Source organism: uncultured Methanospirillum sp. (assembly GCF_963668415.2).
GTDB lineage: Archaea > Halobacteriota > Methanomicrobia > Methanomicrobiales > Methanospirillaceae > Methanospirillum.
Genome location: NZ_CAXXDL010000001.1, coordinates 779860 through 791676, shown reverse-complemented (window position 1 = coordinate 791676; position 11817 = coordinate 779860). Strand labels below are relative to the sequence as shown.

General features: G+C 49.6%; 10 protein-coding genes and 1 tRNA gene. 3 read left to right on the top strand and 8 right to left on the bottom strand.

The genetic code is table 11. The features are described 5' to 3' along the window. Positions 1-34: 34 nt before the first annotated feature. Positions 35-583, bottom strand: coding sequence for a pyruvoyl-dependent arginine decarboxylase (locus ACHZA2_RS03660; protein WP_319540939.1), 549 nt, complete (start codon positions 581-583; stop codon positions 35-37). 177 nt (positions 584-760) lie between these two features. Between ACHZA2_RS03660 and carA the strand changes: the two genes are divergently transcribed. The 3 genes from carA (at position 761) to ACHZA2_RS03645 (ending at position 6276) form a co-directional block, all read left to right on the top strand. After that, positions 761-1816 carry a glutamine-hydrolyzing carbamoyl-phosphate synthase small subunit gene (gene carA, locus ACHZA2_RS03655; protein ID WP_319578573.1) on the top strand — a complete coding sequence of 352 codons (1056 nt, stop codon included), beginning with the start codon at positions 761-763 and terminating at the stop codon, positions 1814-1816. After that, entirely contained in the window at positions 1816-4983 is a 3168-nt protein-coding gene (carB, locus tag ACHZA2_RS03650) for a carbamoyl-phosphate synthase large subunit (protein ID WP_319578572.1), read from the top strand. Before carA ends, carB begins: the two co-directional genes overlap by 1 nt. A 102-nt stretch (positions 4984-5085) precedes the next feature. Next, positions 5086-6276 (top strand): argininosuccinate synthase, encoded by a 1191-nt coding sequence (locus ACHZA2_RS03645; protein ID WP_319578571.1) that lies wholly within the window; start codon positions 5086-5088, stop codon positions 6274-6276. A 78-nt stretch (positions 6277-6354) separates the two neighbouring features. Here the strand turns inward: ACHZA2_RS03645 and ACHZA2_RS03640 are convergent. From ACHZA2_RS03640 to ACHZA2_RS03610, 7 genes are all read right to left on the bottom strand, one after another. Beyond that, positions 6355-6426 (bottom strand) — tRNA-Arg (locus ACHZA2_RS03640). A gap of 52 nt (positions 6427-6478) precedes the next feature. Beyond that, a complete protein-coding gene (locus ACHZA2_RS03635; protein WP_319578570.1) occupies positions 6479-7276 on the bottom strand; it encodes a response regulator in 798 nt (265 codons plus the stop codon). 158 nt (positions 7277-7434) lie between these two features. Beyond that, positions 7435-8133, bottom strand: coding sequence for a glycosyltransferase family 2 protein (locus ACHZA2_RS03630; RefSeq protein WP_319578569.1), 699 nt, complete (start codon positions 8131-8133; stop codon positions 7435-7437). Then, positions 8130-9110 (bottom strand): glycosyltransferase family 4 protein, encoded by a 981-nt coding sequence (locus tag ACHZA2_RS03625; RefSeq protein WP_319578568.1) that lies wholly within the window; start codon positions 9108-9110, stop codon positions 8130-8132. Before ACHZA2_RS03625 ends, ACHZA2_RS03630 begins: the two co-directional genes overlap by 4 nt. Beyond that, positions 9107-10414: an FAD-dependent oxidoreductase gene (locus ACHZA2_RS03620; RefSeq protein ID WP_319578567.1), complete on the bottom strand. Its 1308-nt coding sequence runs from the start codon at positions 10412-10414 to the stop codon at positions 9107-9109. Before ACHZA2_RS03620 ends, ACHZA2_RS03625 begins: the two co-directional genes overlap by 4 nt. Before the next feature lie 88 nt (positions 10415-10502). Continuing rightward, positions 10503-11123 (bottom strand): MBL fold metallo-hydrolase, encoded by a 621-nt coding sequence (locus ACHZA2_RS03615; RefSeq protein WP_319578566.1) that lies wholly within the window; start codon positions 11121-11123, stop codon positions 10503-10505. A gap of 93 nt (positions 11124-11216) precedes the next feature. Next, on the bottom strand, positions 11217-11816 hold the full coding sequence (locus ACHZA2_RS03610) for an MBL fold metallo-hydrolase (RefSeq protein ID WP_319578565.1): 600 nt from the start codon (positions 11814-11816) through the stop codon (positions 11217-11219). Position 11817: the final 1 nt, after the last annotated feature.

Genomic DNA, 11817 nt, shown 5'->3' with positions numbered 1-11817 from the left:
TATGTTCTTTCTGTGGATAACCTCGCATATGGGGTTATTCCATTACAAATACTGCTGCAGCGATTACCGTTGTCCACTTCCCTGAAACATCCCCTTTTGCTGACTGACAGATGTGCGAGGTCTCGATGATCTTGCCGCTGGCCTTATAGATCTGTTCCCGCTCCTGCCAGGCTGTGTCAGGATCAAATTCTATCCCAAGTGTGGTGGCCAGCATCGTTGCTGCCAGATCCTCTGCATACTCCCCTGACTGGGTTTCAGTCTCACCATAGGTGTGATGTTCAGAGAGGTATCCGTAATGATCCTGCTCTTTAGGCAGAGCAAGTCCGACTGCAGCACTGACCAGGCGGTTTGGTTCATTGGTATCCGCCCGTGCCATAACTGCATAGACGATCTCACCCGGGTTCAGACTCCGAAGTCCTTCAAGCCTGGTAACTTCAGTGCACTTGGGTGGAAATATTGATGATACATAGACGAGGTTGAACATCTCAATACCCGCAGATCGGAGTGCAGCTTCGAAGGAGGCCAGCCGATCTTTGTGAATGCCGACACCCCGGGTAAAAAAGACTCTTCTTGGAACGCTCATCATCTCATGATTCTACCGCCGTGTTCTTAAGATTGTTCTTAAGATCACTGTGAAGAATAAATTGTTCCGGTGTTCCTGAATTTTATATTTATTCAAGGAACCAGGATAAATGAATCAGAAATTTTTCGTAAGGTATCGTTATTACGTTTTCATGCTCACTGATATGGGACTTATACCATGAAGGCTGCGCTCGGATTAGAGGATGGACGATATTTTATCGGCGAGGGATTCGGGGTTGAGGGAGAGACAACCGGCGAGCTGGTCTTCAGCACGCAGATGACAGGGTATATGGAAGCGATGACCGACCCCAGTTATCACGGCCAGATTCTTCTCTTCACCTACCCCCTTATTGGAAATTATGGAGTTGACAGAGAAAATTTTCAGAACCCCCGCGTATGGGCATCTGGGTGTGTTGTTCACGAGCTCTGCACGCAGCCGGCAGGCAGGACTACACTCTCCCAGTTTTTTGAGGAAGAAGGTCTCCTCGGGATCACGGGTGTTGATACACGTCATCTGACCATCAGCATCAGGGAAGAGGGGACGGTCCGTGCAGGGGTCATCGTGGGCAGTGACGACGGTGAAGAGGCGGTAAAACTCGCCAGATCAGCACCAGATATCACGACACAGTCGTTGATCCCTGAGGTATCATGCAAAGAGCCATGGCATATGAAAGGCAGTGGACCAAAGGTGGCGGTGATCGATCTCGGTGTGAAGAAGAATATTCTGCAGAGTTTAAGCAGCCGGAATGCGGACCTTCACATCTTTCCGCATGATGCAAAGCCGGATGAGATACTTACATGCAAACCTGATGCACTTTTTATCAGCAACGGCCCTGGTGATCCGGTCCAGGCAACCGGAGCGATCCATGCAGTGAAAAACCTGGCTGGTGAACTGCCAGTGTTCGGGATATGCATGGGCAATCAGATCTGCGGCCTTGCGCTCGGCGGAGAGACACAGAAGATGAAGTTTGGCCACCGCGGGGCAAATCAGCCGGTCAGGTACAAAGATGGCCGGATTGCAATCTCTTCACAAAACCACGGATTCGTTGTGATGGGCGAGTCTCTTCCTGAAGGGTGCCAGGTCACGTTTACCAACTGCAATGACGGAACACTCGAAGGATTTGAGGATGAGTATCTTGAGCTCTTCTGTGTTCAGTTCCATCCGGAGGCTCATGCCGGGCCGCATGATACTGAGAAGATGTACTTTGATATGATGATGCGGAGGCTCATCTGATGCCAAAAGATCCATCAATCAAGAAAGTGATCCTCATCGGATCAGGCCCGATCCAGATCGGTCAGGCTGCTGAGTTTGATTTTTCAGGATCGCAGGCTTGTCGTGCACTTCGTGAAGAAGGTGTTGAGGTAGTACTTGTCAACAGTAATCCGGCAACAATTCAGACCGACCCTGACACTGCGGACATCATCTACGTTGAGCCCCTTCAGGCAGATGTGATCGCGAAGATCATCGCGAAAGAGAAACCTGATGGAATAATGTCTGGGATGGGCGGCCAGACCGGACTCAACCTTACCGCCGAGCTTGCCGAGATGGGTGCACTTGAGGGCGTCCGGATCCTGGGGACCCCGCTCAAGGCGATCTATGAAGGAGAAGACCGTGAGAAGTTCAGAGATCTGATGCAGCGGATCGGTGAGCCGGTCCCGAAGTCCATGATCGTCAGTTCCCTCTCCCAGCTCGATGAGGCGGCAAAAGTCGTCGGATTCCCTGCAATCATCAGACCAGCGTATACCCTCGGCGGGGCTGGCGGCGGAATCGCATACAATGAAGATGATCTCCGCCGAATCACCGAACTCGGACTTGGGAAATCCCGAATTCACCAGGTGCTTGTCGAAGAGAGTGTGGCAGGATGGAAAGAGGTCGAGTTCGAGGTGATGCGTGACGCCAATGACACCTGCATCACCATCTGCGGGATGGAAAATGTGGATCCGATGGGAGTCCACACCGGTGAGAGCGTGGTTGTTGCCCCGATACTGACCCTCCGCGATGACGAGTTCAATGTCCTTCGTGATGCTGCACTCAAGATCATTCGTGCTCTTGATGTGCAGGGCGGCTGCAACATCCAGTTCGGGTTTAAGAAAGACAAGGAGTACCGGGTCATTGAGGTGAATCCACGTGTTTCACGTTCTTCAGCCCTTGCCTCGAAGGCAACAGGCTATCCTATTGCACGGGTTGCTGCGAAGATTGCCATCGGTCTCAGGCTTGATGAGATCCTCAACACCGTGACTGGGAAGACTCCGGCATCGTTTGAGCCATCGATCGATTATGTCGTTGTCAAGGTTCCGCGGTGGCCGTTTGACAAGTTCAAGACCGCTGACCGGACGCTCACCACTGCTATGAAGTCCACCGGTGAGGTGATGGCTATCGGCAGATGTGTAGAGGAAGCGTTCAAGAAAGCTCTTCGTTCTCTTGACAATGATGTTGATCGCCACACCAATCATGGTGAGATTCGCATGATCCTCTCGCGGCCGACAGATGAGCGTTTTGCAACGCTTTTTGATGCGTTCAGGGAGGACTTCAGTCTTGATGAGGTAACTGACCTAACCAAAATCACTCCGTTCTGGCTCGAGAAGATCAGGAACATTATCGATCTTGAGCGTGTCCTGACAACAGGAGGTACAGACGATCAGATCAAGCTTGCCAAAAGGTATGGTTTCTCTACGAGTGAGATCAGCACTCTGACGAAACGAAGTGAGGAAGAGATCACAACCCTCTGTGGCTCACCTTCTTACAAGATGGTGGACACCTGTGCTGCCGAGTTTCCTGCCCAGACTCCGTACTTCTATTCTACCTGGGGTGATGTACGGTGTGAGATGCAGCCTTCAGAAAAGAAGAAGGTTATGATTCTTGGTTCCGGTCCGATCAGGATCGGTCAGGGGATCGAGTTTGATTACTGCACGGTTCATGCAGTCACCGCCCTTCGTGAGATGGGTGTCGAGGTGCATGTGGTCAATAATAATCCTGAGACTGTCTCAACCGATTTTGACACCTCTGACCGTCTCTTCTTCGAGCCGATGACACTTGAGGATGTGATGAACATTCTCAAAAAGGACGAGTACGACGGTGTGATGGTTCAGTTTGGTGGGCAGAACGCCGTGAACCTTGCAGTTCCTCTCCGTGATGAGATGGCGCGGGTTGGGCTCAGGACACGTATTCTTGGATCAACGCCTGATGCCATGGACATGGCAGAGGATCGTGACCGGTTCAGCGTTCTCCTTGATGATCTCCATATTCCCTCCCCGCCAAATGGTTCGGCAACCTCTGAAGACGAAGCACTGGCAACCGCCGAAAAGATCGGGTACCCGGCACTGGTCAGGCCCTCCTACGTGCTTGGTGGCAGGGCAATGGAGATTGTGCATGACACTACTGAACTCACCGCATACATAAGGGAAGCAGTCAAGGTCTCCCGAAGCCACCCGGTTCTTATCGACCGGTTCCTGCAGAATGCTATAGAACTTGATGTCGATGCAGTCTGTGACGGAACCGATGTGCTCATTGGCGGGATCATGGAACATATCGAGGCTGCCGGTGTTCACAGCGGCGATTCAGCCTGTGTTATCCCGACCCAGTCCCTCCCGCCTGAAATTCTTGATACTGTCCGTGACTATACACGCAAACTTGCCCTTGGTCTCGGTGTGGTCGGGCTTGTAAATATTCAGTTTGCTGTTCAGGGCTCGGTGGTCTATGTGCTTGAAGCAAATCCGCGGGCCAGCAGGACTGTTCCGTTTGTTGCAAAGGCAACCGGCATTCCCCTGGCCAAAATTGCTGCACGTGTGATGATGGGTACGCGGCTCTCTGATATGCCCTATCAGGAGAGGCAGATCAAGCACGTTGCTGTCAAGGAAGTACTTCTGCCCTTCAACAAGCTCCCTGGTGTTGACACCGTTCTTGGTCCTGAAATGAAGAGTACCGGCGAGGTGATGGGTATTGATTATGACTTTGGACGTGCGTATTACAAGGCCAGTATAGCAGCCCACAACCGCCTTCCGCGTTCGGGAAACGTTTTTATTTCGATAACCCAGGATCTCAAGGATCACATCCTCCCAATTGCCAGGGCATTTCATGAAAACGGGCTCAAGATCTATGGCACAAGTGGCACTGTCGAGTATCTCAACAGCCATGGTATCCCCTCGAACCTTGTCCGCAAGATCCAGGAAGGTTCACCAAATGTGATCGACATGCTCAGGGGCGGAGAGATCAGTCTCATCATCAACGTCTTTGCCGATCGCAGGGCACGACAGGATCACATCCAGATCATGCGGACCGCTGTAGACTACGGGGTACCCTATATTACAACCATCCAGGCAGCCCTTGCAGCTGCTGAAGCGATCAACACAGTCAGGGTTGAAAACCTGACTATTGAACCCCTCCAGCACTACATCTCTTGATCTTCTCTCTTTCACCCGACAGGCAGAAAACCTGCGGGAGTTTTTTCTTTTCTTCAGGTTCATATATCTAAGGATTATTCACAATTTTCCGGAGATATTTACATGGGCAAAGGCACTGTAGTTCTTGCATATTCGGGTGGACTTGATACTTCGATCTGTATTCCATTGCTAAAAGAACAGTATGGGTATGATCGCGTCGTCACCGTGGCAGCAAACGTTGGCCAGCGTGACGAAGAGATAGCCGTTGCTGAGGAGAAGGGAAAGAAACTTGCAGACCGGCATTACACTGTAGATCTCAAGCAGGAGTTTGTGGACCGGTGTCTGTTCCCCTCGATCCGTGCCAATGGTCTCTATGAAGGATACCCAATGGGAACTTCCCTTGCAAGACCGATTATCGCTGAAGCGGTTGTTGAGATCGCAAAGAAAGAGGGGGCAACCGCTGTAGCTCACGGCTGCACTGGGAAAGGAAACGACCAACTCAGGTTCGATGTTGTCTTCAGGTCAGCAGGTCTTGATGTTGTTGCTCCGATTCGTGAGAACAACATGACCCGTGAGTGGGAGATAGAGTATGCAGAACAGCATGGCGTTCCGGTCCCGGTCAACAAGGAAAAACCCTGGTCTGTTGATGAGAACCTCTGGTCGCGAAGTGTTGAGGGAGGTCATCTCGAAGAGCCTGATTTTCATCCACCTGAAGAGATCTATGCCTGGACCATTTCACCAATACATGCTCCTGAAACTCCACTTGATATCACACTGACCTTTGAGAAGGGACTTCCGGTTGCTATGAACGGAAACAAGATGTCAGGATATGATCTGATCCGTGAGATGAACCAGATTGCAGGAAGTCACGGAATCGGCAGAAATGATATGATGGAGAACCGGGTTCTGGGGATCAAAGCCCGTGAGATCTATGAGCATCCTGCAGCAACGGTCCTGCTTACGGCACATGCCGATCTTGAGCGGCTCGTCCTCACACGGGAAGAGTACGCCTTTAAACAGTCCGTGGATGCGAAATGGGCCCAACTTGCATATTACGGTCTGATCTATGAACCTCTCTGGGATGCCCTGAATGCCTTCATTGACACGACCCAGCAGCGGGTGAACGGGACTGTGGATCTCCGGCTCTATAAAGGGACTGTCACTGTACTCGGCCGGTCATCACCAGACTCATTCTATTCAATTGATGTAGCATCCTTTGATTCGAAGCTGATTGATCAGACTGATGCCATCGGGTTCTCGCATTACTACGGACTCCAGGCACGACTGGTCAGAGCGAAGATGAAGAAAAACTAATTTTTTCACTCTTTTTTAAAAATAAATTCATTATTGAATCGATATTGGATACACAAAAAAAAAAAGAAAAAAATGTAGCGCCCCGGCCGGGACTTGAACCCGGGTCAAAAGCTCCGCAGGCTTCTAGGATATCCACTACCCTACCGGGACTGAGGTGCTTATACAAGTGAGTCATGAGGAGAGATAAACCCTCCTGTCTGAATCATACTTCGTTCTTCATCTTCATATGCATCCGGACCATCACTCCGATGGTCTCGTTTGCTGCATCCCTGATAGACGATGACTGAATCACAACATGTCTGAAGGTTCCGTCCTTCATCTTGACTGCGATGTGCTGTTTTATTCCAAGGACCAGACTCTCTCTGATGACATCCTGGAATGTATCGGTGAAGATGGTATTCTGTCTGGTATCGTAAAATGTCAGGAACTTTCCGATCGGATCATTGATCACATCATTGCGTGACACATTGAGGATATGCTCTCCATACGGATTGATGAAGAGAATTCTTCCCCTGATATCAAGGATGAAATATGCGTCGAGCTCTGAAAGCGCAGCTCGCGCAACCCTGCGAATCTTACTGAACTGGAAGTCTTTGGATCGTTTGAGCAGCCGATCATTATGCAGTGCGATCTCAATATTTGAGTAGAGGTCTTTTGCACTGAATGGTTTGATGATAAAACTTGCAGGTTCGGCATGGGCTGCACGGTTCAGTGTCTTCTCATCATCCTGGGCCGAAAGGAAGATAACCGGAATTCTGAATATTGCGGTGATGTATTTTGTCGCAGTGATTCCGTCGATCTTTCCTGCGAGATTGATATCCATCAGTACGATATCTGGCAGATGTTCGGCGACCTTGTAGAGTGCCTCTTCACCGGTACTAACCTTCGCGGTTATTACGTACTCACGCTGAAGGAGAAATCTCTCGATCAGCGATGCGATGATCTCATCATCCTCAACGATGAGTACCTCGGTGAGTGCGTTTTTTGGATGGTCAAACATTACCTGTACCTGCCTGTTAGCGTGCGGGATAGTATCAGACTATTATAGGATTGTCTATTCATGTTTAAGAACCATTCCAGCCTGATGCGAAGATATCCCGATCTGGTGAGATCTTTTGCATTATATCACTGGCTTCTGGTTCTGAAAAAAGATGCTATTTAGCGGTATTCACGCCTCGTATATGAGTACTTATCAGCGTCTCCTCCATGAAAGACGATGTAAAACCACTCGTACACTGATTTCAATGCACCAAACTGATCATACCGTCTCATAGAGAAGCCCACCCACAGTCGCCTGTCAAACGTAATCTTCCCTTCTCTCTTCATCCGGTGAGCAACTTCCAGATCATCACCGGCATCAGAAACCCGGTACATCCCTGCTCTCATGAATGCATCACGTCTGAATGCACTATTACATCCAAGAGTAAAGAGGATCGTTCCGGTCAGATACCCGATACCTGCAAAGGTGTTTGCAAAGAAGAGGTACAACCGGTTCTTGAGAGTGCGTTCTATTGGTCTGACAGGGCCGTAGATCATCACAACCTTGGGATCTGCGAAACCTTGCTCGATCCGCTCAAGCCAGTCAGGTGGTAGATACGTATCAGCGTCGGTGGTCACCAGGATCTCTCCTCTTGCCTTCATTGCACCGTCATTGCGGGCACCCCCTACCTTCGGGCTGGTCTGGATGAAGACTGTGTCAGCATACTTCTCTGCAATCTCGCGGGTTTTATCTTTTGATCCGCCATCGACAACGATTATCTCGTAGCGATCCCTGGGCAGAGTCTGGTGAGAGAGCGAGGAGAGGCACCCATCGATCCGCTCTTCTTCGTTAAATGAAGGAACAATTACTGATATCATGTGTTGAAAATCTCCTGGTATAGTTTGATATGTGCAGAACAGACGTCCGTGATATCATACCGTGATGAAGCTTCCCGTGAATGTGCCGCACATGTCCTCAACGAAGTTACATCCCTGATCTCGCGTTCTGCATCGGTAACAGTTGAAAAGTACCTGATCGTATCACCGTATACCTCATGGAATTCAGGGATACTTCTCGCGACAACCGGCAGACCACAAGCCTGTGCTTCTAATACTGCCAGCCCAAACGTCTCTGCAAATGTCGGCATAAAGAAGATGTCTGCAGCACAGTATGCTTCAGCGATATCGCGGACAAACCCGGTGAACATGACATTGTCAGTTCGTTGCTGAATGAGCCACTTGATCTTCAGGTAATCTTTGGATGCAAGGCCGTATGGAAATCCTCCTACCCAGACAAACCTTGTATCTGGATTTCTGGATGCAAGTTCCATGAAGTCATAAAACCCTTTCCGCGGGCTTACCTGTGCCACGGTCAGGATCATCTGTTCATCCTCACCAATTCCATGCATCTCCCTGAATGCAGTCCGCTTTTCCGGTGACGGCTGAAAGTAACTCCTGTTGATTCCGTTTGGAATCCTCGTTACCGGTACATCGGGCACCATCTCCTGAACCTCCTGTTCACATGATTCAGATATGGTCACGATATGATCGAATTTACGGTAGATGTCAGGGTATCGTTTGTTGATCGCCTTGGTGAGAGCAAGATTGCCGATGTTTACCCGTGGAGTCGAATGGGCGGTGAGGATTCTTTTACCACCTGAAAGTCTCCGGTTGAGAAGAGCAATCGGACCGAAGGTGTGGTAATGGGAGATGTCGGCATCGTACCTGAACCGCTCCCACGTGAGGTTCAGATCAGACTCCTGTTTCAGGGTTTTATACAGGGTGCGGGCCACGGTTGAACATCCGATGTACTTGAAGAGGAACATGTCTTCGACGACAAAGTTGACATCCATCATGAGCTCCTTACAAAATCAAAGACTGATCTGATGACCCCGTCCATGTTAAGGTACTCAAACTGGGAGAATCGTCCGACAAGAGATATGTTGGCTGATGAGAAGTGTTCCTTAATAATCTTCATATTCTGCTGCCATGCGAGATCGTACACGACATAGGCAAACCGGTGCCGAACTGAAAGGGCGGACCTGACCTGATCCGGGTCAAGGATTCCTGCAGTTGCCAGAGCATTGATCGTCTCCCTTACAACTTCTGCATCGCTCATCTGATCAATCTGATCTCCGGCATTGTAGGTGATCTCAGCGAGGATTGATGAACACCCATCCGGAGCAACCTCTGTTGAGAAGTTTGATGGGAATGATATTCTGTTTGCGGCTGTTCCCTCTTTCTCAGGAATGTACATCCAGGAGAAGGGGAGTGTCTGCCCGTTCATCCCGATTCCTACGCAGACGATCGAGTTGTATTTGAGATCGCTGATGGCAGTACTGACCTTTTCAGGAAGATCACTCAGGCATGATTGTAGTATCTGGAGAGGCAGGGTGCTGATCAATCTGTCGGCCCTGATTGTTTCAGTTCCGTTGCTGATCTCCCACCCGTCTCCGGTTTTCTGAATGTCAGTTACCGTAAACCCGGTCCTGATCCGATCCGATACCGGACGAGCAATCGCCTCAATAAGTGCTTCAATCCCCCCCGTCACCGGGTACGAAAAGACTGCCTGATGTGCATATCCTTCGGTCTCAACTCCGACAGCAGCTTTTATAATATCTTCTACCGGCGGACGGGGAACACGACCCTCAACCCAGTGAGCAGAGATCTGATCGAGTGGGTAATTCCATATCTTCTCATTATAGGGAACCAGGTATGCTTCTGCAATGCCTTTTCCAAATGTACGATAGATCCACTCACTGAAATTTTTTGGATCTTTCAGTTCACCTTTCTCGTGGGCAACGAGTGTTCTGATGAATTCATTCAGACAGACAAAACAGTCCTCTTTGGGAAGTTCACTCAGTCCGTTCTCGAAGGGATATTTAATATAACGATTTTTATAAAAAATTTTTGTATCTCTCTTTCGTTCACCCCGGTTCTCTTCGAGAACCTGATGCATAAATGAAAGAACCTCCTGATCCCGGGAGAAGATGATATGAGAACCGCCGATATCAAACGTGAAGCCATCAGTAGTGATGGATTTGCAGAGACCCCCGATATGGGAGTCCTGTTCAAGCACCAGAATATCTTCACCCTGTTTGGAAAGGAGGTGGGCCAGGGTTACCCCTGTAAGTCCGCCTCCAAGGATTGCTGTCTTCACCTCTCATAAATGGGCGGTGTAGAAATAAAGTGATACCTGCCAGAAAAACAATTCGAATCTGATTTTTCATAGATTAAGAGGGGTCGGATCAGAGTACCCTGCTTTTCCGCAGGTTTCTGAGTGACTGATCCAGGATCCTGTTGCAGTCTTTGGCGATCACATCTCCGTGACCTGGGTAGATTGTACGCACCGGGAGTTGGACAAGTTTCTCAAATGCTTTGACGAACGATAGTTCATACGTTCCTTCAGTTCCCCAGATCATCAGGGGAGAATCGCCAGAAAAGAGCACCTGTTCTTCTTGGCAGTAGATACAGATCGAGTCGGTACTGTGTCCGGGAACGTGGATGAGGTTAAAATTATTTCCGTTCACCTGCACGGTCTCCCCTCCTTTTATCACGTGATCAATTCCGTTCAGGTACGCAGAATATGCATATGTGGTCACCTGCCAGGTTCCTCTGATATCCCTGAGTATCTTGGTGTGATCATAATGGCTGTGGGTCAGTATCACCTGACATACAGGCTGTCTCCCCATCTCATACTCGATCTGCTTAAGTGCTGGAAGAATCAGAGGATCGCATCCGGTATCGATGAGAATTCCGCAGTTTTTTCCGTCATAAGATTCTGAATCGCTATCAGGTAATGACGGGGAACAGAGGTAAGCATTTGAGGTGTAGACTTCAGACTTCGCGGTCAGGTTTCTTACCTCCATACCGTTGTGCCTCCTCTCTCCTGCCTGCAGTTGATCAGTCCTGGTTCAATGGGTTTTATCCATATAAGGACCCCGGTCCCCTTCATGACCAATTCAGACAAACTTGCTCCTCTTCAGGTTGCGCAGTGACTCTTCAAGCATGTGTCTGACTCCTTCACGGATGGGATCTCCATGACCGGGATAGATCTCTCTCACCTCGTACGAGCAGATCTGCTCAAAAACCGGGAGAAAAGCAGGGTCGTATACACCGTCATCTGTGTAGATTCGTATAGGGATATCTCCTGAAAAGAGAACTCCGTCGTCATGGCAGAAGTAACAGACTGAATCCTCACTATGAGTCCTTCCCCAGATCACCTCGCAGTTGTGATCCCCGATATAGACAACCTGTCTGTCATCCAATGGGATTATCCCCTGTACCCTGCTCTCCGGATGGGCGTAGACCGGAACCGGGTATCTGTCAAGGATCTCATGAAGAAGTCCTGCATGATCAAAGTGCGAATGGGTGAGAAAGATCTGGTCAACTGGTTTCTTTCCAATACCTGTCCGGATGGATCTGAGTTCTCCAAGTATGCTCACATCACGGCCGACATCGATGAGACTGCTTTGATCACTCAGCTGCAGGTAATCACCGGTAATGTGGTAGACATTGGAGGTATACTCAGTGCTCTGTCCGGTCAGGTTTCGGATCTGCATA